19 protein-coding genes, 1 tRNA gene, 1 other RNA gene and 1 pseudogene are annotated in these 21,748 nt (G+C 68.0%); 6 read left to right on the forward strand and 16 right to left on the reverse strand.

The features are described from left to right. Nucleotides 1–20: 20 nt before the first annotated feature. The 10 genes from E3O57_RS06125 to E3O57_RS06170 all read right to left on the reverse strand — a co-directional run bounded on the left by E3O57_RS06125 (nt 21) and on the right by E3O57_RS06170 (nt 11,003). Nucleotides 21–869 carry an alpha/beta fold hydrolase gene (locus tag E3O57_RS06125; protein ID WP_103479388.1) on the reverse strand — a complete coding sequence of 283 codons (849 nt, stop codon included), beginning with the start codon at nt 867–869 and terminating at the stop codon, nt 21–23. After that, nucleotides 866–2,596 carry an ABC transporter ATP-binding protein gene (locus E3O57_RS06130; protein WP_103479389.1) on the reverse strand — a complete coding sequence of 577 codons (1,731 nt, stop codon included), beginning with the start codon at nt 2,594–2,596 and terminating at the stop codon, nt 866–868. Before E3O57_RS06130 ends, E3O57_RS06125 begins: the two co-directional genes overlap by 4 nt. Continuing rightward, nucleotides 2,593–3,525, reverse strand: a complete 933-nt coding sequence (locus tag E3O57_RS06135) for an ABC transporter permease (protein ID WP_103461553.1) — start codon at nt 3,523–3,525, stop codon at nt 2,593–2,595. The genes E3O57_RS06130 and E3O57_RS06135 overlap by 4 nt, the downstream gene beginning before the upstream one ends. Further along, nucleotides 3,522–4,604, reverse strand: a complete 1,083-nt coding sequence (locus E3O57_RS06140) for an ABC transporter permease (RefSeq protein ID WP_370289861.1) — start codon at nt 4,602–4,604, stop codon at nt 3,522–3,524. The genes E3O57_RS06135 and E3O57_RS06140 overlap by 4 nt, the downstream gene beginning before the upstream one ends. Continuing rightward, complete coding sequence (locus E3O57_RS06145) at nt 4,597–6,216, reverse strand: ABC transporter substrate-binding protein (protein WP_241990323.1); 1,620 nt, start codon at nt 6,214–6,216, stop codon at nt 4,597–4,599. The genes E3O57_RS06140 and E3O57_RS06145 overlap by 8 nt, the downstream gene beginning before the upstream one ends. 219 nt (nt 6,217–6,435) lie before the next feature. Then, nucleotides 6,436–7,521, reverse strand: coding sequence for a LacI family DNA-binding transcriptional regulator (locus E3O57_RS06150; protein WP_103461554.1), 1,086 nt, complete (start codon nt 7,519–7,521; stop codon nt 6,436–6,438). 157 nt (nt 7,522–7,678) lie between these two features. Continuing rightward, entirely contained in the window at nt 7,679–9,343 is a 1,665-nt protein-coding gene (locus E3O57_RS06155; protein WP_103479390.1) for a DUF2252 domain-containing protein, read from the reverse strand. A 213-nt stretch (nt 9,344–9,556) separates the two neighbouring features. Then, the gene (locus tag E3O57_RS06160) at nt 9,557–10,222 is read right to left on the reverse strand and encodes a M23 family metallopeptidase (RefSeq protein ID WP_241990324.1); all 666 of its coding nucleotides are present in this window, start codon (nt 10,220–10,222) and stop codon (nt 9,557–9,559) included. 25 nt (nt 10,223–10,247) lie between these two features. Further along, entirely contained in the window at nt 10,248–10,766 is a 519-nt protein-coding gene (msrA, locus tag E3O57_RS06165; RefSeq protein WP_103429733.1) for a peptide-methionine (S)-S-oxide reductase MsrA, read from the reverse strand. Between the two features lie 161 nt (nt 10,767–10,927). Then, a tRNA-Lys gene (locus E3O57_RS06170) sits at nt 10,928–11,003 on the reverse strand. Between the two features lie 127 nt (nt 11,004–11,130). Between E3O57_RS06170 and E3O57_RS06175 the strand changes: the two genes are divergently transcribed. Further along, nucleotides 11,131–11,946, forward strand: coding sequence for an inositol monophosphatase family protein (locus E3O57_RS06175; RefSeq protein ID WP_241990325.1), 816 nt, complete (start codon nt 11,131–11,133; stop codon nt 11,944–11,946). 38 nt (nt 11,947–11,984) lie between these two features. Here E3O57_RS06175 and E3O57_RS06180 read toward each other — a convergent pair whose 3' ends face one another. Further along, nucleotides 11,985–13,238, reverse strand: a complete 1,254-nt coding sequence (locus E3O57_RS06180) for a GAF domain-containing protein (protein ID WP_133159780.1) — start codon at nt 13,236–13,238, stop codon at nt 11,985–11,987. 103 nt (nt 13,239–13,341) lie between these two features. Between E3O57_RS06180 and E3O57_RS06185 the strand changes: the two genes are divergently transcribed. Together E3O57_RS06185 and E3O57_RS06190 are read left to right on the forward strand one after the other, a co-directional pair. After that, entirely contained in the window at nt 13,342–14,571 is a 1,230-nt protein-coding gene (locus E3O57_RS06185; RefSeq protein WP_103479393.1) for a glycosyltransferase, read from the forward strand. Continuing rightward, complete coding sequence (locus E3O57_RS06190) at nt 14,568–15,314, forward strand: PIG-L family deacetylase (protein ID WP_241990326.1); 747 nt, start codon at nt 14,568–14,570, stop codon at nt 15,312–15,314. Before E3O57_RS06185 ends, E3O57_RS06190 begins: the two co-directional genes overlap by 4 nt. Before the next feature lie 15 nt (nt 15,315–15,329). Here the strand turns inward: E3O57_RS06190 and E3O57_RS06195 are convergent, their stop codons facing one another. After that, nucleotides 15,330–16,478 (reverse strand): YbdK family carboxylate-amine ligase, encoded by a 1,149-nt coding sequence (locus E3O57_RS06195; protein ID WP_165787940.1) that lies wholly within the window; start codon nt 16,476–16,478, stop codon nt 15,330–15,332. Between the two features lie 230 nt (nt 16,479–16,708). Here E3O57_RS06195 and E3O57_RS06200 point away from each other — a divergent pair, with 230 nt between their 5' ends. Beyond that, entirely contained in the window at nt 16,709–17,500 is a 792-nt protein-coding gene (locus E3O57_RS06200; protein WP_241990327.1) for a class II glutamine amidotransferase, read from the forward strand. Between the two features lie 94 nt (nt 17,501–17,594). Here the strand turns inward: E3O57_RS06200 and ssrA are convergent. Further along, nucleotides 17,595–17,980: a transfer-messenger RNA gene (gene ssrA, locus E3O57_RS06205) on the reverse strand. Between the two features lie 209 nt (nt 17,981–18,189). Between ssrA and E3O57_RS06210 the strand changes: the two genes are divergently transcribed. Together E3O57_RS06210 and E3O57_RS19225 are read left to right on the forward strand one after the other, a co-directional pair. Continuing rightward, nucleotides 18,190–18,495, forward strand: coding sequence for a hypothetical protein (locus E3O57_RS06210; protein ID WP_103479397.1), 306 nt, complete (start codon nt 18,190–18,192; stop codon nt 18,493–18,495). Nucleotides 18,496–18,552: 57 nt separating this feature from the next. Then, nucleotides 18,553–18,846: pseudogene (locus E3O57_RS19225) on the forward strand (DUF222 domain-containing protein); the annotation flags it as partial. 204 nt (nt 18,847–19,050) lie between these two features. Here E3O57_RS19225 and smpB read toward each other — a convergent pair. The 3 genes from smpB to ftsE all read right to left on the reverse strand — a co-directional run bounded on the left by smpB (nt 19,051) and on the right by ftsE (nt 21,719). Beyond that, the gene (gene smpB / locus E3O57_RS06220) at nt 19,051–19,527 is read right to left on the reverse strand and encodes an SsrA-binding protein SmpB (protein WP_088458063.1); all 477 of its coding nucleotides are present in this window, start codon (nt 19,525–19,527) and stop codon (nt 19,051–19,053) included. A gap of 72 nt (nt 19,528–19,599) precedes the next feature. Continuing rightward, nucleotides 19,600–20,514, reverse strand: a complete 915-nt coding sequence (gene ftsX / locus E3O57_RS06225) for a permease-like cell division protein FtsX (RefSeq protein ID WP_103429741.1) — start codon at nt 20,512–20,514, stop codon at nt 19,600–19,602. Further along, a complete protein-coding gene (gene ftsE / locus E3O57_RS06230) occupies nt 20,511–21,719 on the reverse strand; it encodes a cell division ATP-binding protein FtsE (protein WP_103479398.1) in 1,209 nt (402 codons plus the stop codon). The genes ftsX and ftsE overlap by 4 nt, the downstream gene beginning before the upstream one ends. Between the last annotated feature and the right edge of the window lie 29 nt (nt 21,720–21,748).

Here is a 21,748-nt window from a genome sequence, read left to right on the forward strand (position 1 = left end):
TGCGGTGTAAAGATGAAGAATCAGCTGGTGGATGCCCAGAAATCGTCGAGCATCGCGGCGGTGAAGCCGGGATTGTCGAGGTTGGGCAGGTGCCCGGCCTGCGGGATCACCCGGTACTGGGCGCCGAGTTGCTCGGCCATCAGCCGCTGCGACGGAATCGGCCAGGCGTCGTCGGCGTCGCCGTGCGCGACCAGGGTGGGCACCGTGCTGGCCCGCACGGCGTCGGTGGTGTCGGGGGTGCTGTCCAGGATGCGGGCACCGCCGAGGATGTTGTCGACCGAGGAGGCGATCAGGCGGTCGCGCACGAAGATGTCGTCCGCGGTGAGCGGGCTGCCCTCCGGGTGGTCGAGCGCCCAGACCGCCAGGGTGCCCTGCTCGGCCACCAGGGCGGCATTCGCCGCATGTACTCCGGCCCGGCCGCCGGGACCGGAGCAGAGCATGGTCAGGTCGGTGAACAGGGCCAGGCTCTGCGCCTGGGAGATGCTGTGCAGAAGCGCGGCCCGGGCGACGAGGCCGCCCAGGCTGTGGCCGACCAGGTGTACGGGGCCGCCGTCGCCGACGAACCGGGCGACGGTGATGGCATCCGCCGCGAAGTCCTCGAGCCGGTAGTTCTCGATGCCCACCGGGGCGGCCGAGTCGGCCTGGCCGCGCTGGCTGTAGCTCACGGCCTCCCAGCCGTGCGCCGCGATCAGCGGCAGCAGCAGCCTGAAGTCTTCCTTGGAGCCGGTGAAGCCGGGCACCAGCAGGGCCACACCGCGGCGCGGGCCCGCGGGCAGCACCCGGAACGCGGTGAGCGGCCCGGCCGCGGTGTCGACGGTGAAGTGCTCGAGCTCTGGGGCCAGGGCGAGGCCGCCGAACGGCGCGGTCACGCGACGACCTTACGTGGGTTGGGGATCGCGTCCAGCAGCCGGATCGTGTACTCATCCTGGGGGTTGCGCAGCACGTCGGCTGTGTTGCCGGTCTCGACCACCGCTCCCCCGTTGAGCACCATGATGTTGTCGGTGACCACCCGGGCCGAGAGCAGGTCGTGGGTGATGTAGAGCAGACTCACCCCCCACTGTTCGCGCAGGTCCTCGAGCAGGGCGAGCACGCCGGCGCGCAGCGACACGTCGAGCATCGAGACGGGCTCGTCGGCGATGATCACCTGCGGGTCGCTGGCCAGCGCCCTGGCGATGACCACACGCTGGCGCTGCCCGCCGGAGAGCTGGTGCGGCAGCTTGGCCGCGAACTCCTCCACCGGGTTCAGGCCCACGATGTCGAGCAGTTCCAGCACCCGGCGGCGGGCGTCGGTGCCGTGCAGCCCGGTGAAGTTGATCACCGGCCGGGTGAGCGCATACTCCACGGTGTGCAGCGGGTTCAGCGCGGAGTACGGGTCCTGGAACACCATCTGCACGTCGCGGTGCAACCGGCGGAAGTGCCGCCGGTTCAGCGAACCCACGTCGAGGTCACCGAAACGGATGCGACCGCTGGTGGGCTTCTCCACCGCCGTGATGAGCTTGGCGATGGTGGACTTGCCCGAGCCGGAGGCCCCCACCAGCGCCAGCGCGGCACCGGGTTCGAGGGTGAACGACACGTTGTCCACGGCGCGCACCGGCGCCTCGCCGCGGCGAGGGGCCGGGTAGATCTTCGAGACGTTCTCGACGATCATGGCGTGCTGGTCGGCGCGAAGGGTGCGCGGCGAGACCGTGGGCGTGTGGGTGGCCGCCTCTGTGCGCGAAGCCCCCTCGGCCTTGCGTTGCTGCCGGTCGGCGAAACCGGGCAGCTCCACCACCTCGGCCCGCGGGTCGGCGTAGTGCGAGAGCAGCATCCGGGTGTAGTCGGCTTGCGGGTTCTCCAGGATCTGTCGGGCCGGGGCATCCTCGACGATGCGGCCCTCGTGCATCACCATCACCCGCTGGGCGGATTCGAGGACGATGCCCAAGTCGTGGCTGATCAGGATGGCAGTGAAGTTCTCGGACTTCTGCAGCTCGATGATGGTGTTCATCACGGCGTGCTGCACCAGGACGTCCAGCGCCGTGGTGGGCTCGTCGAAGACCATCAGCTCGGGTTCGAGCGAGAGCGCCAGGGCGATGGAGACCCGCTGACGCATGCCGCCGGAGAGCTCGCCAGGGAACCTGTCGAGCACCTGCGGGGTCAGTTCGACCTTGCCGATCAGCTCGGTGGCCCGGGCGGTCCAGCGGGAGCGGTCGACGTGCCCGTGGGCGCGGAAGATGTCGACGAAGTGGTTGCGGATGCTGCGCACCGGGTTCAACGCGTTCATGCCGGACTGCAGCACCATCGCGATGCCGCCGTGGCGCTGCTCGCGCAGCTGTTCGGCGTCGAGGCTGGCGATGTCCTTGCCGCCGAAGAGGATACGGCCCTTCTCAATGTGCGCCGGGGGCTTGCTCAGCCCGGTGAGCGCGAAGCCGAGGGTGGACTTGCCCGAGCCGGACTCCCCCACCAGGCCGACGAACTCGCCGTGGGCCAGGCGGAAGGACACGTTCTGCACGGCCTTGGTGGCGCCGGCACCGTAGCCGTAGTGCACCGACAGGTCGTGCACCTCGAGCAGGGTCGTGTTGGCGGCGGGCGGGGTCTGTGCGTACGGTGCGGGGGTCATCGCTTGGTTCCTTCCCGGAGGCGCGGATTGCTGATGCCGTCGACGCCGAAGTTGATGAGGGTGAGGGAGGTGGCCAGCAGCGCGATGCAGAGGCCGGGGGCGAACAGCAGTGCCCACTGGCCGGTGAGCAGGGCGTTGGAGTTCTGGGCCCAGAAGAGCATCGTGCCCCAGCTCACCACCGTGGAGTCGCCCAGGCCGAGGAATTCGAGGCCGGCTTCGGCGAGGATCGCCGCGGTGGCGGCGCCGAAGAAGTTGCCCACGATGAGTGAGGTCATGTTCGGCAGGATCTCCCGGAACACGATGCGGAACGGCCGTTCGCCGCTGAACACGGCCGCCGTGACGAAGTCGCGGGAACGCAGCGACTGGGTCTGGCTGCGCAGCACCCGGGCGCCCCACGCCCAGCCGGTGATCACGACGACCACGATGATCATGCCGATGCCGCCGCCGGAGAGGTAGGCGGCGATGACGATCATCAGCGGCAGGCCGGGGATGACGAGAAACAGATTGACGATGAAGTTGATCACGTCGGCGCCGAACCCGCGCACGTAGCCCCAGCTGAGCCCGATCAGCACGGCGATGATGGTGGAAAGCAGCCCGGCGACGAGGCCGACGAAGATACTCACCTGGGCGCCGTAGAGCAGCTGGCTCAGCACGTCTTCACCGGCGGCGGTGGTGCCCAGCCAGTGTGCGGCGCTGCCGTCTGCGCTGCGCTCGAAGCCCGTCTCGCTGGCGCCGTACGGCGCGATCAGCGGGGCGAAGATCGCGAGCAGCACGAACAGGGCGAGCATGACGAGGCCGATGCGGGCCTTGCCGTTGCTCCACACCGTGGAGGCGACACGGACGACGACCTTCCAGGCTGAGGGTGCCTCGCCGATCGCCGTGATGGGTGCGCGAATGGCAGCGGTTGTGGGGGGCAGTGAGGTTGTCATCGTCGGGTCCTCGGGTCCAGCACGCCGTACAAAATGTCGACGAGGAAGTTGGCGATGAGCACGCTCACGGTGATCATCAGGAAGAGTGCCTGCATGAGCGGGTAGTCCTGGTTGGTGACGGCGTTGAAGAGCAGGTAGCCGATACCGGGGTAGCCGAAGACCTGTTCCACCAGGATCGAGCCGCCAACGACACCGCCGAGGGCCAGGCCGAAGGAGGTGAGGTTGGGCAGGATGGCGTTTCGCGCTGCGTAGCGGAGGGCGATGGTGCGGGGCTTGAGCCCGTTCGCCTCCGCGAAGGTCACGTAGTCGTCGCCGAGGGTGGAGATCATGGTGTTGCGCATTCCCAGGATCCAGCCGCCGAGTGAGGTGATCAGGATCGTCAGCGCCGGCAGCACCCCGTGGTAGAGCGCGTCGCCGAAGAACTCGAACGAAAGGTTCGGCTCGGCCGTGGGCCCGTAAGCGCCGGATGTGGGGAAGAGCCTCAGCACGTAGCCGGCAAAGAAGAGCAGCAGCAGCGCCGTCCAGAAGTACGGGAAGGCGCTCATGAACGACCCCACCAGGGTGGGCACGCTGTCGAGCCAGGTGCCGCGCTTCCACGCCGCCAGCACGCCGAGAAGGGTGCCGAGGACGAACGCGACCACGGTCACCAGGCCCACCAGCACGAGGGTGTACGGCAGCGCGGCCGAGACCAGCTCCCCGACGCTCTGCGGGTAGAAGGTGTACGAGATACCGAAGTCCAGCGTGACCACCTGGTGCAGGTAGGCCAGGTACTGCTCGAAGATGTTGCCGGTGGGCACACCGAGCTGGGCCTCGATGGCGGCCTTGGTGGCCTCAGAGACGGGGCCGTTCTGGGCGAGCTTGGCCAGCGCGGCATCCGCCGGCGTGCCGGGCATCAGCCGCGGCAACAGGAAGTTGACCGTGACGGCCGCCCACAGGGTGAGAGCGAACAGGCCGAGCTTGCGGGCGACGAAGCCCAGGGACGTGGCGATCGGGCTCGGCGCGTGCGCCGCATCCGTGGGGCCTGGCCTCGTTGGAGGGCGGCTCTCGGCGCCGCGGGGCGCCGCCGTGGTGCTAGTCATCATTGACCTTCTTCAGATTTGTGAGAACGAGAAGCGGAGTGGACTCGTAGGTCTTGGGCGAGGCGTACGGTTCCGCGGCACTGGGCCAACCGGTGAATTTCGCGTCGCTGAACAGGCCCCAGGAGCCGCCGTAGTAGAGGCTGATGGAGGGGATCTGGTCGTAGACGACCTGCTGCAGCTGGTTGGCCAGGTCGGCCTGCACCACGGGGTCCAGCGCAACCTTGTAGTCGGCGAGGATCTCGTCGACTGCCGGGTCGCTGAAGCGCTCGAAGTTGTTGCTGGCCTCCTCGCCGACGGGCTTGACCCACTCGCTGGAGAGCAGGTTGTTGAAGTCGCGGAAGGTGTTGCCGGTGCCGCCGGTGGCGCCCATGGCGAAGTCGTACTCGCCGTTGCGGAGAGCCAGGGTGTAGGCGGCGGGCTGCGGGGATTCGACCTTGACGTCGACGCCGATCGCGCCCCACTGCTTCTGCACCTCCTGCACACCCTTGAGCCAGTCGTTGTAGCCGGCCGCGGTGGTGATGGTCAGGCTGAGCTGGACGCCGGATCCATCGAGCAGCTTGCCGCCCTGCTGGGTGTAACCGGCGGCGGCGAAATACTCCAGTGCCTTGGCGGTGTCCTGGGTGATCAAGCCGGAGTCGGGGATGTCGGGGTTGAGAACATCTTCCTGGTTGGGCAGCAGGATGTTGGTCTGGCCGGCCGGGTCCATGTAGCCCTCGGCGGCGGCGTCACCGACCATGCCGCGGTCCAGCGCCGTGGACAACCCCTGGCGCACGTTGACGTCGTTGAACGGCGCCTTGGTGAGGTTGGGGAACAGGGCGATGGTGCCGCCCGGCGGGAACCAGTAGGTGTTCTGGTTGCCGGCATCCACCCAGGCGCCCTCGACATCGCTGATGAAGGAGTAGGCCCAGTCGTAGCCCTTCGTGGCCACATCGAGCTGGGTGTTCGTGGCCGGCAGGATCAGGTGCTCGGCCGCGACGGTGTCGGCCTGCCAGTACTCCTGGTTCTTGTCCACGGTGTACTGCTGCGGCGCGAAGTTGCCCAGCGTGTACGGGCCGGTGCCGACGGGGTCGGGGTTCCGCCAGGTGGTGGGGTCCTCCACCTTCGCCCAGATGTGCTCGGGCACGATCAGGGTGGTCGAGGCGATCAGCTGGGCGGCGGGCACATCCGGTGCGGTGAGGTGCACGGTCACGGTGTCGGCGCCGACCTCGAAGGTGTCGATGTAGCTCCAGATACCCTGCAGGTCCAGGGACGGGTTGTCCTTGAGCAGCTGGAAGGTGAAGCCCACGTCGGCGGCGGTGAAAGCCTTCCCGTCGGACCAGGTCACGCCCTGGCGGATGTCGAAGACGATCGTGGACGGGTCCGGCTGGGTGTAACCGGTGGAGAGCCACGGGTGCTCTTCGGCGTTGAGGTTGTCGAGCACGATCAGCGGCTCGTACATGTAGAACGCCGCGACCCGCTTGTTGATCATGAACGGGTTGAAGTTCTTCTCGAAAAGCGGTGAACCGTTGTCGGCCGCGACGAGCATGGTGTCGTCGGGGATGGACGGGTCCGGCGCACTCTGGATCTGGATACTGCAGGCGGCGAGGGTGGAGGCGACGACGGCCAGGGCCACGGCGGCCACTGTGCGCCGTGCCAGCGTCCGCCGCGCCGGGGAGTGACGGAGAGGCCCTGATCGGGGCCGAGATCGAGTGGGTTGCATCATTACTACCGGGTTTCCTCAGTCATCGTTGAGCTGATCGCGTCGGGGAGGCGCGAGATCTGACTCGAGTGTATGCGCATACATTGCGGGAAAGCAAGCACCTTTTTTTGTCGCGGGGGCGCCACGGCCCGGTCAGACGCGAGGGCAACTCTCCCGCAGCACGACCTCGACCGGCAGGGTGAACGCCTGCGGTTCCAGATTCGGGTCGTCGAGCCTGGCCGTGATGGCATGCACGGCGGCACGGCCCAGCTCCACCATCGGCTGGTGCACCGTGGTCAGCTTCGGCCGGGAATGCCGGCCGGCCGTGATGCCGTCAAAGCCCGTGACCAGCACATCCTCCGGCACCCTGATGCCGCGCTGTTCGAGCACGTCGAGCACGCCCAGGGCGGTTTCGTCATTGGAGCAGAGGATCGCGCGGGGCCGTTCCGCAGCGAGGATCCGCGCGGCCGTGGCCCGGCCGCCATCCCGGGTGAAGTCGCTGCGCAGGATGCGAACGTTGCGTTCGGCGACCCCGGAGTCAGCGAGGGCGTTGCGGAACCCGGTCAGCCGTTCCGCGTCGTCGGGGGAATCGGTGGGTCCGGCGATGTAGACCACGTCGTGCACGCCATGGTCCTGCAGCACGTAGTTGGCCAGGGTTCGCATACCGGGGCCGTTGCTGGCGCTCACGTGGTCGAAGTCATCGGCGCGCTGGGCACCGGCCAGGATCACCACGGGGATGCGTCGGGCCACGTAGGCGAGCAGCTCGTCGGGCACGGTACGGGCGAGCACGGCGAGGCCGTCCACCCGGCCGGCGATGTCGGTGACCAGGGCTTCACGGCTCGAGCCGCGCCCCGCGGCCACCATCAGGGCGAAGCCGCGGCGCCAGGCCTCGATCTCGGCGCCGCGGAGCACCTCGTCGAAGTAGAGGTTCTCGGTGTCGGAGGCGGTGTCGGAGTCGTCGTCGACGATCGGCACGGTGTCTCCGCGCGCCGAGTCGACGGGCTGGTCCGGCACGGTCTCGTCATGTCCGGGGAAGAACAGTCCGATCACGTTGGTACGCCGGGCGGCGAGGCCCCTGGCCGCGGCGCTGGGCACGTAGCCGAGTTCCGTCACGGCGGCGAGCACGCGCTCCCTGGTGTGCTCGCGCACCGCAGCCGGCGAGCGCAGCACGCGGGACACCGTCGCGATGGAGACGCCGGAGCGTTCGGCGACGTCGTAGACGGTGGGTGCTTTCGCCACGTCGTCGTCTCCTCGCGTCCGTACCGCTGCGGTGCCGCCGCTGCTGCGGGGCGTCCTGCCATCGTACGGCGGCTATTGTTCCCGTTCCGCAACAATTGCGCCCGGCGCACCGGGCACAATTGTCCGCTTGGGCAACAGTTGCAGCCGCGGAGGCGGCTCAGACGCCCTCCCGGGCCTCCAGCCAGCCGGTGTGCACGGCCTCGAGGAAGGCCTCGTAGTCCTTCTCGTTCTGGTCGGCATACCGGTTGGAGAAGTCGGTGACCGCGCGGTCGAACGTGTCGCTCTTTCCGAGGTACGCCGCGATCGCGACGGGATCGCCCGACCTGGCGTGGGCCCGGGCCAGGGTCCAGCCGCAGGCGTGCGCGTAGAAAGTCATCCCCATCGGCACCATCGCCTCCACGATCGCCGAGCCCTTCATGTCACGCAGCTGACGCCAGTACAGGTACCGGTCGGCCTGCACTCCCTTGGTCCAGCCCAGGAAGATGTCGCTGGCGGCCTGCATCATCCGCTGCCCCTGCACCACCCGCTCCCCCGGCTGCTCGTAGACGCTCTTGGGCAGGTGGTCCTCGAGCACGGATGCCGTGGCCTCCTTCACCTGCAGGAACAACGGGTCCTGCTCGTCGCGGCCCTGCAGCAGGGCGATAAACGCCCGGTTGCCGACGCTGCCGACACCCACCACCTTGTGGGCCACATCCACGACCTCGAAGCGTTCGAGCAGCCGGCGCCTGTCGTCCTGCAGGCTCTCGCGGTAGGACCTCAGCTGCTCCAGGACCGCCGCCTGCACATCGTCGGACGACAGGCCGAGGGACTCCGCGAGGTCGCGGACCGGTATGACGATCGGCGGTTGGCTGATGATCCGGTACTGGCCGTCGACGAGTTCGGCGAGCTTGGACAGTGCCTGCATGCTGTCGCGGGAGCGTGCCTTCGCGGCGTTCTTCAGCGCGGTCTTCTCCAGCCCCTTGGCCGCCTTCCGCGCCGCCTTGTCCTTCTGGGTGGCCCTGGCCATGTCCATGGCCTTGAGCATCTCCTGCTCGGTCATCCGGGCATACCAGATGTCCATGGTGCGCATCGCGGCGAACTGAGCCATCCCCTCCCGATACGAGCGCACGGCTTCCAGCGTCACACTCCGGATGTCCGCGGCATTGAACCCGTTGTTGCGGGCCGCGATCGTGAAGCTCGCCGTCATGCGCAGCACGTCGTATTCGAAGGGACCGGGCAGGGTCTCATCGAAGTCGTTGAGGTCGAAGAGCAGGTTGCGCTCCGGCGATGCGAACACGCCGAAGTTGGAAAGATGGGCGTCACCGCAGAGCTGGACGATGAGTCCGGCGCGCGGGGTGTCCTTGAGGTCGGTCGCCATGATCTTGGCGGCGCCGCGGTAGAAGGTGAACGGCGAGACCATCATCCGCCCGTGCCGCACCGGCACCAGATCGGGCACCCGGGTGCGATTCTGCTCCTCGATCAGAGCGACGGGGTCGGGGCGGTCTGCGGCCGGCTCCCACCCGTTGTGGCTGGCGCGGGGGGTCTCTGCTCGCGCCGCCTTGCCTCGAGCGGCGCGCGCGACCACGTTCGGGTGCTCGACGATGTGGTGCGCGCTGGTCCGACGCTCGGTGCTCGACCGCGTGGTGGACGGCTTCTTGGCGGGGGCCTTCTTCGCGGGCGTTTTCTTAACGGGTGCTTTCTTGACGGGCGCTGTCTTCGCGGTCGCTTTCCTGACGGGCGCTTTCTTCGCGGTCTGTTTCTTCGCGAGCGCTGCCTTGACGGGCGCTTTCTTCGCGGGCGCTTTCTTCGCAGGCGCTTTCTTCGCGGTCGCTTTATTTGCCATGATGGCGGCTCCTCTGTGGACGACGCTGGAGCCCTCGCGAGCGGCGAAACCCACCGGCGGGCGGAAAGACCCTGTGAAGGGTCCACGATTGCCCGGGGGTCGGCGGCTGTCAATGCCCGCCGAGGCGAAAGGTGTTCAGCCGGTGGGGTGCCAGGACACCACGCGTTGAGCCTGGACGTCGAGTCCGTCGATGCCCAACTCGAGGCCTCTCCACTATGACGGCAGGGGCTCGACGGTGGCGCCCTCGCCAGGGATACCGACGTCCCGCAGTACTGGATGCTTCGCGCCGGCCGGCCACTCCCGGTAGCGCCGAAAGGCCAGTGGCAGACCTCGCGCGATAGACAGGTCCGGGCTGTCCATCACCTGCAGATGCAGGTGCGGCTGGGTCGAGTTGCCGGAATTCCCGCATTCGGCCAGAGGTTGCCCCGGGTTTACGGTGTCTCCCGGACGAACGCGAATGGAACCGGCCCGCAGATGCACGAGAGCCAGAAACCCGGCACCCCCGACGAGTTCGATGACGATGTGATTGCCCGCGATGGCTCCCACTCCGGCCCGGAGCCGCGCCGCCTGGCCCAGGGCGTATGGCACGAGCGCCAGCTGAGATCGCCGAGCGGGGTGGTCGACCTCGCCATCGAACGCCTCGACGACGACGCCGGCGGCCGGTGCCAGGATCGCCCGCCCGTAGGCGAAGAACCGCTCCGGTGGTTCGGTGCCGACGTAGGTGCCCCAGTCGCGGTGGGCGGCCGTGCGCCCGCGATCGTCCACCCCGGTGAAGTCGATCGCGTAGCGCTCGCCGAGCAGGTCGGTGCCATGGCTCGGCACGCGTCGGGCCGGGCTGTTGCCCGCCAGCCACCGGCCCGCGAACGGCAGTGCGAGCACGACCGGGCCGCGCGCCGGGGGCTGGTTAGCTGGCGGCCTGCTCACGGCGCGGCAGGACCCAGCCCGGCCGCACGAAGTGGCAGGTGTAGCCGTTGGGGTAGTTCTGCAGGTAGTCCTGGTGCTCGGGCTCGGCCAACCAGAAGTCGCCGACAGGTTCCACCTCGGTTACGACGGGGCCCGGCCAGATACCGGATGCGTCGACATCCGCGATGGTGTCGCGGGCGACGCGCTCCTGCTCGGCATCCGCGAAGAAGATCGCCGAACGGTAGCTGCGGCCACGGTCGTTGCCCTGGCGGTCCTTCGTCGACGGGTCGTGGATCTGGAAGAAGAACTCCAGCAGTTCCCGGAAGCTGGTGCGCTCGGGGTCGAAGGTGATCTCGATCGCCTCGGCGTGGTCGCCGTGGTTGCGGTAGGTGGCGTTGGGAGTGTCGCCGCCGGTGTAGCCCACCCGGGTGGAGAGAACGCCCTCGCGCTTCCGCACCAGTTCCTCGACGCCCCAGAAACAGCCGCCGGCCAGTGTCGCCTTCTCAGTGGTTGTGCTCATAGTGTCTCTCCTCGTGTCGTGGACATTCTCTGGGCACAACGTGTCGGCGTACCGGCCTGTTCCGGCGCTCCCGTCACACACAGCCCGCTCACAGCTTAATCGGTCGTTTGAGGGTACAGAAAAGCCCGGCCGCACACTCGCGGCCGGGCTTGTCTTTCGTGTGGTGCACCCCCCCGGACTTGAACCGGGAACCCGCTGATTAAGAGTCAGCTGCTCTGCCAATTGAGCTAGAGGTGCGTATTTTTGTGCATATCGTTCAGGCGGGGCATCCCCGCCGACATGAGACATTACCATCAGTTTCTGCGCTCGCGCCAATCGAGAGCTGACATCGGCGTGTCGCGCCCCAGTCACTATTCTGGGGAGCGTGACCGAGACCCTGCCGCCCACCCTCGCCGATGATCTCACGCTGGCCCTCGAGCTGGCCGATGCGGCCGACGCGATCTCGATGGCCCGATTCGAAGCCCTCGACCTTGTTGTCACCACCAAGCCGGACCGCACCCCGGTGACGGATGCCGACCAGGCGGTCGAGCGCGCCATCCGGGCTCTCCTGGCCGAGCGGCGCCCCGGCGATGGAATCCTCGGTGAGGAATTCGGCACGGCGGGGTCGACGACCCGGCAGTGGATCATCGACCCGATCGACGGCACCGCCGGCTTTTTGCGGGGCATCAGCATCTGGGGAACCCTGATCGCCCTCGCGATCGACGGGGTTCCGGTGCTCGGTGTGGTCAGCTCCCCCGCCTTGGGTAAGCGGTGGTGGGCCGCGACCGGCGGCGGCGCCTGGTCGACCGATGCCCGCCGTCCCGCGGCCGCGCCCACCCGTCTGCACGTCTCCGGCGTCGAGACCCTCGCGGACGCGTCCCTCAGCTACGGCAGTATCCAGCAGTGGGATGCGGCCGGCCGGCTCGACGGGCTCGTGTCGCTGACCCGGCAGGTCTGGCGCACCCGGGCCTACGGCGACATGTGGTCGTACATGCTGCTCGCCGAGGGACACCTTGACATCGCCGGCGAATTCGACCTGCAGCCGTACGACATGGCGGCCCTGGTGCCTATTGTGCAGGAGGCCGGTGGCGTGTTCACCTCGGCCGATGGCGCGGCCGGCCCGTGGCACGGCAGCGCCCTGGCCACCAACGGCCTGCTGCACCAGCCGGCGCTGGACGCCATCGCCCCACCGATTCGCTGAGCCGACCCCACTGGGCAGACGGCGCCAAGAGCCCGGACCTACGGCCCCGCGGTGTCGGCTCGGTCGACGGCGCCGGCCGACTGCCAGAGCTCGTACTGCAGCAACAGCGCCAACTCGCGCAACAACACCAGGTCAACGTCCTCCTGGGAGCGGGGGTTCTGGTCGTATACGCAGAGCGCGCCGATGCGTTCGCCCGAGGGCGATTCGATCGGGAAACCGGCGTAAAAGCGCAACCGGGGACCGGAGACGACCAGGGGATTGTCCCGGAATCTCGGGTCAAGCCGGGCGTCGGGAACAACCAGAGCCGCCGACTCGAGCACCGTGACGGTGCAGAACGACTCGCTGCGGGGAATGTCGAACACCGCGAGGCCCACCGTCGCCTTGTGCCACTGCCTGTCACCGTCGATCACCGTGAACGCGGCCGCGCTGGTGCCCAGCGACGAGCGGGCCAGCGCAACAATCCGGTCGAACCGCGCCTCCGGTGCGGTGTCGAGCAGGTTCAACGCCATCAGCGCCCGGTGCCTGGCCTGTTCGATCTCCTCGGGTGTGCGGCCCTGCACCTCGGGTGCCGGCACCCCATCGGTGCGTCGCAGGGGCTCCAGCGGGGCGGCCATCGGCTCGGCCAGCACCTCTGCCCAGAGGTCGTAGTCGCTCGCGGACCGGAACCGGCCGGACCTGGCGACCGGCGTGCCGGGCAGCCTCACGAAGGTCAGCCGGTCGACAGCGGCACAGACGTCTTCGCTCACAGCGTTGAGCTCCAGCGCCTGCCTGCCGGCCAGTGCGCCGAAGGGGCCGCTGAAGGCCGGAATCAACGCCACCGGGGCGATCCCGGCGACGAAGACCTCGGTGCCGAGGGAGCTCGAGTGCTGGATCTGCTCAACCAGGCTGGCGAGGTCCCGGCGCCAGGCCCGTGTGGACGTGAGCCGGCCCGCGTCGAACAGGCCGAGGGTGAGCACCACGGCGTCGTATCGCCACAGGTTGGCGAAGTCGATGTGCTCTGGCGCGTTGCGCGGCGTCATGTTCGACCGGGCGATCACGTCGACATCCACGCCGCGACCGGTGCGGGCCGTGAGCGCCCTGGCCAGAGCGCCCGGCAGTGCGAGGGTGTGGCTGAGCACACCCCAGCCGATGGCCGGTCCGCCGCCGACGATGAGGATGCGGTCACTGTCGATTCCCGGCGAGTGCGCCTGGGGAGCATCGTCCGGCACCGGGATGCCGCGGAACTTGCGCTCGAGAGTAGCCAGCCAGGCGAGCATCACGGGGACCATCGCGCACCGCAGGGCTTCGCGCACGTGACCCTCCAACTCGAAGTTGTTGGTACTGGACGGTCGTAGGCGTACATTGCATACAACTGGGTCTCATCATACGCATCCGCCGGTGTCATAAGATTCTGTAGTGTCCCCTGTTACAGATCCCCTGCGTATCGCCCTGGTTTCCCTGCACACCTCCCCCGGTGCCGAGCCCGGTTCGGGGGACGCCGGCGGCATGAATGTCGTGGTGCGGCACCAGGCCGAGGCCATGGCCGCGCTGGGCCACCAAGTGGAGATCCTGACCCGACGGTCCTCCCCCGAGATGCCCGCCGCCCGGAGCCTGGGCGCCGGCGTCACCCTGCGTTACCTCGACGCCGGACCGCTCCGCTCGGTGCCCAAGGGCGACCACGAGGGGTTCATCGACGAATTCCGCGCGCAGGCCGCCGCGCTGGGTCCGTGGGACGTCATCCACTCGCATCACTGGTTCTCCGGCATGGCGATGCTGCCACTGGCCCGCGAGCTGGGCGTGCCGCACGTACAGAGCTTCCACTCCATCGCGGCCGACGAGGCCACCCCGCTGTCGGCGGGCGAGCGGCCCGAATCCGGCGGGCGGATGGCCGGCGAAGCCTGGCTGGCCCGGGAGTCGGACCTGATCGTGGCCGTGAGCGCCGCCGAGGCCGACACCGTCGTGCGTCGGCTCGGCGGGTCGATGGACCGCATCGCGATAGTCCCGCCCGGCGTGGACGGGTCCCTCTTCCATCCCGTCGCGCCCGCAGCAGCCGGAGCGGACCGGGCCACGCCAACGGACCGCGGTTACGCGGTGGTCGCCGGGCGCCTCCAGCCACTCAAGGGCCTCGACCTGGCCATCGAGGCCATCGCCGCCGTGCCGGCTCACCTGAGGCCGGAGCTCGTGATCGCGGGTGACGCCTCGGCCGACTACGACGGCTACATCGATGAGCTCAACCGGCTCGCGGCCCGGCACGGCATTGAGAACGGGGTGCGCTTCGTCGGTCCGCGGTCCCGCGTCGACCTGGCGGCCCTGTTCCGCGGCGCCCGGGTGGTGCTGGTTCCCTCACACTCCGAGACCTTCGGCCTGGTGGCGCTGGAGGCCGCGGCCAGCGGTGTTCCCGTCGTCGCCCAGGGCACGGGCGGACTGCGCGAAGCTGTGCTCGACGGCGACACCGGTCTGCTCATCGAGTCGCGCGACCCGCAGGTCTGGGCGGATGCGCTCACCGACGTACTCGCCGACCCCGCCCTGGCGCGGCGCCTGTCGCTGGCGGCCCGCGCGCGCGCCGAGACCTTCGACTGGTCGCGCTCCGCCGCGTCCCTGCTCGACGTTTACTGCGCCCTGCTGCCGGTATCGGTCTGCGCGTGAGCCTGCTCGACGGCCAGCGGTCGGTGCTGTTCGTGCACGCCCATCCCGACGATGAGACCATCTCCACCGGCGCACTCATCGCCGAGTTCGTCGCCAGGGACAGCCGGGTGTTCCTGCTCACCTGCTCACGGGGCGAACGCGGCGAGGTCGTCGACGGTCCGCTCACGGCCCTGGCCGGCACCGAGGAGCTGGCGCGCGAACGGGAACTGGAGCTCGAACGGGCCACCGGCATCCTGGGCATCACCGAACGGTTCTGGCTCGGTGAGCCGCCCGCCAGGGTCGACGGCCTCGAGCCCCGCCGCTACCGCGACTCCGGCATGGTCTGGATTCGCCCCGGCCTGGCCGGGCCGGCGGACGACGCCGCCGACGACGCCCTCTCGGTGGCGCCGCTGGCCGAGGTCACGGCCGACATCGCGGCCCTGATTGTGCGGCTGCGACCGTCCCTGGTGATCAGTTACGACGACGGCGGCGGTTACGGGCATCCCGACCATGTGCGCGCCCACGATGCCGCCCGCGCCGCGACCACGGCTACCGGCACCGCCTTCGCCGAGGTGCTCGAGGCACCCGCGGGTGACGCAGAATGGTTCGATCTGCCCCAGCACCTCGCGGTGGTGACGGATGCGCTGCGCGCGCACGCAAGCCAGCTCACCGTGCACGGCACCGAGATCGTGCACTCCGGCGGTCAGCGCGAGGCGATCGGCACCTCGGCCGGCCTGCGGCTGCACCCACACCCCGCCGTCTGACCGTGACGGGCGCTCTCAGCCGAGGATCGCTCCAGCGGCCACCGTCACCCTCTCGGCGCGCCGAGCCGGGGTCATCGTCCTGGTGAGCAGCCGGCGCAGCTCGGGCCGGCCGCCCCGGCTGAAGGCGGCACGCTGCTGTGCCGCACCGGTGCCGTCGACTCTGAGCCGGGCCACCGCCTCTCGCACCAGTTCGACGTCGCCCAGTTCTACGAGCTCGGGCTCGAGCATCCGCACGAATCGGCGGAGGCAGCCGTGAGCCGGGGCCAGCCCGCCGCGCAGCGGATCGAAGACCTGCCGGTCCATTCCGTGATGGGCCGAGTGCAGCAGGGCAGCGGAGAGGAGTTCGGAGGGCATCTGGGCGGATGCGCTCGCGGCGGCGGCCTGCGCGGCCGGCACCCCGAGTGAATGCGCCACGAACGCCCGGCACAGCGCGGTGATGAACAGCGTGGTCTGCGCGTCGAGCTGTGCGTCTGCCACCCGGAACTCGATCGTGGGCAGGTGCTCCGAGAGCCGCACGTCCCACATGATCACGCCCAGGTCGACGGTGCCGCCGATGCCCAGCAGTCGTGCGATGCGTCGGTCGTAGTCCGCGGCGTCGAGGAAGGCCGGCGGGCAGCCCGAGGTCGTCCACCGGCGCAGCAATACCGTGCGCCAGCTGTCGTGCCCGGTGTCCTGCCCCCGCCACAGCGGAGAGTTCGCGGCGATGGCCGTGAAGAGCGGCAACCAGGGCCGCACCGCATTCAGGACGATCACCCCGGCCTCCCGGCTCGGGATGCCGACGTGCACGTGCAGACCACTCACCTGATGGTCGGCGATCACGGCGTCCATGGTGCGTACGATGCGTTGGTAGCGCTCGGTGTCGGTGATAGTGGGGAACGCCGTCGTGTCGGGCGGGGTGCCGATACTCGCCACGATCACACCGAGTTCGGCCGCCTGGTCGGCGACCGCGCGTCGAAAGCCCGTCATGGCCGCGTGAGCGTCCTCCATCTTTTCGAACACCGCCGAAGCGTGCTCGATCTGGGAGGCCAGGAACTCCCGGTGCGTCACGCCCTGCCATTCGGGCATCGTCGACAGGTGCTCGAAGGCCTGGGCGCCCACATCCACGGGGAACAGGGTGTCAGGATCGAGGAATTGGAACTCCTCTTCGATGCCAAACGTAGCCACGTTGACCTCTTCCGTCGCCGTCGGATCACGACAGTGTGAACCGTCTGCGATGAGTGTGACCGGTAGCCGGATAGCGGTCAAGGGTCTTGCATCACCCTGCTGGGGGAACCGGACCGCCCTCGGTGGACGGGTGCACAATGGTCGCGTGCGCGCCACCGCGGCGGTGCCGGATGGGAGATGGACGGATGTGCAGATGGCTGGCGTACCTCGGGGAACCCCTGCAACCCTCAATGATCGTGCTCGACGCTAAGCACTCGATAGTCGCGCAATCGCTGAACTCCCCGCTGGGAGCCGAGACGGTGAACGGGGATGGCTTCGGCTTCGGCTGGTACCCCACGGGAGCCCCGAAGGGCACCGCACCGGCGCTTTTCCACAGCATCGAACCCGCGTGGAACGACGCGAACCTGAGCGAGCTCACCAGGGCTCTCACCAGCCCCCTCTTCTTCACCCATGTTCGCGCGGCAACCGCACCGCCGATCCAGCAGACGAACTGCCATCCGTATCGCTATCAGAACTGGATGTTCATGCACAACGGCGCCATTGCTGGGTGGCGCGAGCTCAGACGCGACCTGACGTTGGCGATCGACCCGTCGCTGTACCCGAACGTGCTCGGCACGACGGACTCAGAGGTGCTCTTTCACCTCGCGCTGACCTACGGGCTCCGTGATGACCCGATCGATGCCATCGGGCGCGCCATTCGCACCGTCGAGTCTGTCGGCCACGATCACGATGTGCGTTTTCCCTGGCAGGGCACCGTCGCCGTCTCCGACGGCTCCACCTTGTGGGCCTTCCGTTACTCGACCCAGGGACGCACGCGCACGTTGTTTCATTCGGCGGACATCCGCACGCTCCGCCAGATGTACCCCGACCAGGAGCGGCTGGCCGCCTTCGGTGATCATGCGAAGGTCGTGGTCTCCGAGCCGCTCAACGACCTGCCCGGCGCCTTCGTCGAGGTACCGGAATCGTCCGCACTCATTCTCGAAATGGACGGGTATCGGCATCAGCCCTTCCTGGTCGACTGACCACGTCGGGCCGGCCGCTCCTGAATACACAAAACGCCACCTCGAGGGTGGCGTTTTGCATGTTGGTGGTCAACAGCGTGTGGCAACAACCCAATGGTGGAGATGCGGGGAATTGAACCCCGGTCCATTGCTGTGGTCATGTTTCTTCTACGGGTGTATCCAGTGAAGGCGTTCTACTCGGCTCCGGAACTTGCCACTGGCAGCTGATCCGACGAGCCCAGCCCTCGTTTGAGTCCCCCTATACCCCGAGGCTCAGGATAGGAGCAATCTCTCTAAATGACGTCAGGATCCGAGTAGAGAGCATTCCCGGTCTGACGGTCTCAATGTGGTTCTACTTAGGCCGCGAGGGCGAAAGCGGAACGCGAGACAGTGCGGTTTGAATTGGCACTTATTGTTTTGCAGAGATCGTTTACGAGATAACCCTGCATCCTCGACCCGCTTCTCACAGTTACGTAGGCAATGTCGAAACCGATCATCCCCATGTTCACGTGCTGCCGACTCGAATGAGTTGCGCAGAACGCGGTTGTTGTCACACGCTGTTGAGTTACCAATCCTGTTTCCAGAACCGCAGTGGCGAACATTGCAGCTCACCACCACGGCCTTTTAGGATACAACACTTTCGCGCCACCCCGGTAGCGACGGATGCCGCAGGCCGTCCTCGACAACGCGATCCGTCGGAGATCCCGGGGGTGCAGCGCGCGTTCACCGGCGCCTTCGGTGAAAAGCTCCGGGTCCTCGCGGATGCCGCGGGGATGGTGCAGGCCGTTCTGGAGTCGACCGACCTCGACGCGCTCAGTGACGCGGAGGTGGTGGCGTTCACCCAGACGGTCGAGAATGCCGGCCGGCCCGTGGACGCGGCCCGGATTGGCGCGGTGACCGTTGTCGGATACCGGTCCCGCCCCGGGTTGGGCCGGGATTCGATGGCGTGGCGGTTGGGGGCGTCGCATCAAAGCACCTGCTCACCCGCCTCACGTTGGCGTCTCGGCAGGAGATGAAACGGCGCCTGGCGCTGGGTGAGAAGGTGGCCCAGAGGATGCTAACGCACCGGCGGGGAGAAGCGCGCCGATATTCTCCGCGGCATCCTGGTGCAGGTCGCCCAAGACCCCCGCACCCCGACCATGGGCGGCATGCCACCGACGGTGATGGTGCATGCGAACGCGGCCGACCTCCTCAAGGACGCCGGCGTCGGTTGGATCGACGGCGTCGACGGGCCGGTCTCGATGAAGACCATTACGCAGATGATCGACAACGGCGCCTTCCAGCCCGTCTTCTTCGGCAGGGCCGGTGCCGTCCTCGGCCTGGGCTCCAAGGCCCGTTGTTTCTCCCCGATGCAACGCAAAATGATCACCGCCCGAGACGGCGGCTGCATCATCCCGGGCTGCGACTGCCCACCCCAGTGGACCGAGGTACACCATGAAGGCCCCGCACTGGATCGACCCGCCCGGGACATGGCGCACACCCGAGAAGCACCGGGCGCACGACCCGAAGACCCGACCACAAGACGAGTAGCGGCCAGATTGAGCGGGCGACTCGGGGCGGGTCGGGGCTGGCTAGTCGCCGAGGTTGCGGCGGGCGGAGATGGCTCGGTCGGACTCGCGCTTGTCCTGGCGTTCGCGCAGGGTCTGCCGCTTGTCGTATTCCTTCTTACCCTTGGCCACCGCGATCTCGACCTTGGCCTTGCCGTCGCTGAAGTAGATCTTCAGCGGAATCAGGGTGTAGCCACCCTCTTTGGTCTTGTGGCTGATCTTGACGATCTCCGCCTTGTGCAGCAGCAGCTTGCGCTTGCGACGGGGCGGGTGGTTCGTCCAGGTGCCGGCGGTGTACTCCGGAATGTGCACGGCATCCAGCCAGGCCTCCCCGGACTCGATGAACGCGTAGCCGTCGACGAGGGACGCCCGTCCGGCGCGGAGGGACTTCACCTCGGTGCCGCTGAGCACCATTCCGGCCTCGTACGTATCCTCGATGAGGTAGTCGTGGCGCGCCTTGCGATTGGTCGCGACGACCTTCTCGCCTTTTTCCCTGGGCACGGCATTCTCCTCGATCGGTTCAGTGAAGCGGCCAGGCATCCGCCGGGCAGCCCATTAGTCTAGTGGATCTGATCAGACCTTCAGATAGCGGGTGATCGCGAAGTTGGCCGACGCTGCGGCCAGCGCCGCACCGAGCACCAGCAGGATCGGCACCACGGTGAACGCGTCATCGAGGCCGACCAGGGCGAAGCCGGTGAGACTGGCACCCAGGTAGCCCTGCACGAAGTAGTGCACGATCGCCACGATCGCCCCACCGGCCAGCAGTGAACCCAGCAGCGCCGCGAAGACACCCTCAAGGATGAACGGCGTTTGGATGAACCGGTTCGACGCACCCACCAGTCGCATGATGCCCAACTCCTTGCGCCTGGAGAACGCCGACAGCCGGATGGTCGTGGCAATCAGCAGGGCCGCCGCCACGAGCATCAACGATGCGATGCCGATGGCTGTATAGCTGGCCACGTTCAGCACCGAGAAAATCTGATCGAGGTACTTGCGTTGATCGGCGACATTCTCGACCCCGGCGACGCCGGACAGGCTCTCGACCAGCACCTCGGAGTCCTCGGGGTTGTTGAGGTTGACCCAGAAGGTCTGGTTGAGCTGTTCGGCTGTCACGTAGTCGGCCACGGGGTTGCCCGCGAACTGCGTCTTGAAGTTCTCGAACGCCTGCTCGTGCGTCTCGAAGTAGTACTTGTCGATGAAGGTTGCCAGGGTCGGGGACTCCAGCTGCGCCTCCACCGAGTCGATCTGCTCCTGGGAGGCTTCGCCTGCGGTGCAGGTCTCCCCCGGCGAGATGGCGGTGCACATGTAAATGCCCACCTGAGCGCGGTCGTACCAGAAGTTCTTCATCTGGCCGATCTGCATCTGCATCAGGATCGCCGCGCCCACGAAGGTGAGCGAGATGAAGGTGACCAGCACGACCGAGACGACCATGGAGGCGTTGCGGCGCAGGCCGTTGGATGCTTCGGAAAGCACAAGTCCGAGTCTCATCGGGTGGGTCCTACGTTCTGCTCACTGGTGGGATCGGCCTTTTCGCCCGGAGCCCGCAGGCCGAGCTTCTCGGCCAGGGTGAGCTGTTCTGGTTCGTCGTGCTGGGTGACCGGGAGCACCGGCCTGGACATCGTGGAGGTCGGCTGCTCGACCGGCGGCGCAGCGGCCTGCTGGTCGGGTTCCGGCTGAGGGGTTTCCGGCTGACGGTCAACCGCTGCGGGCTGCTCGGCCATGACCGGAACCGGCGGGATGGGCGCCACGACAGGGACCGGCGGGGTGGAAGCCACGACCGACAGGGGCTCGGCCCGTTCGATCACCGTTGCCGGTTCGGGCGTCGGCTCCACCGGCAGCGCGGTGCTCACCGCAACGGCGGCGGCCTCGACCTCGGCCGATGCCACCTCCTGGGGCAGCACCTCCGGCGCGGGGTGGGTCAGCGGCGTGGCCGGGGCGGCGCCCGTGGCCGGCATCCGCGAGGACCGCGACGCGGCCCGCTCGCCGGGGGGCAGCACCATCGGGATGGCCGCCGTGGCGTAGCCGCCCTGACGCTCGTCGCGCACGATCTGGCCCGCGGAGAGTTCGATCACGCGGCGCTTCATCTTGTCGACGATGCCGGCCTCGTGCGTGGCCATGATCACGGTGGTGCCGCCGGCGTTGATCCGGGCCAGCAGCGACATGATCTCCGCACTGGTGGTGGGGTCGAGGTTTCCGGTCGGTTCGTCGGCGAGAACGATCTGCGGTTTGTTCACGATCGCTCGGGCGATGGCCACGCGCTGCTGCTCACCACCGGAGAGTTCGTGTGGCAGACGCTGCGCCTTTTCAGCCAGGCCCACCATCTGCAGGGTGTCGGGCACGGCTTCCTGGATGTACCCACGGGACTTACCGATGACCTGCAGGCTGAACGCGACGTTGTCGTAGACGGTCTTGTTCGGCAGCAGACGGAAGTCCTGGAAGACCACCCCGAGGTTGCGACGGAAGTAGGGCACCTTGCGGTTGGAGATGGAGCGCAGGTCCTGGCCGAGCACGTGAATGCTACCGCTGGACGGCTTCTCCTCCTTCAACATCAGGCGAAGGCAGCTCGACTTTCCCGAGCCCGAAGCCCCGACCAGGAAGACAAACTCGCCGCGAAGAATTTCGACGTCGATTGAGTTCAGGGCCGGTCGGTTCGTACCGGGATATTTCTTGGTGATGTGATCAAATCGGATCATGGCGTTTCGAGCCTAGGCAGCCATCCGGG

The organism is Cryobacterium sp. TMN-39-2 (genome assembly GCF_004402745.1).
Taxonomy (GTDB): Bacteria; Actinomycetota; Actinomycetes; order Actinomycetales; family Microbacteriaceae; genus Cryobacterium; species Cryobacterium zongtaii.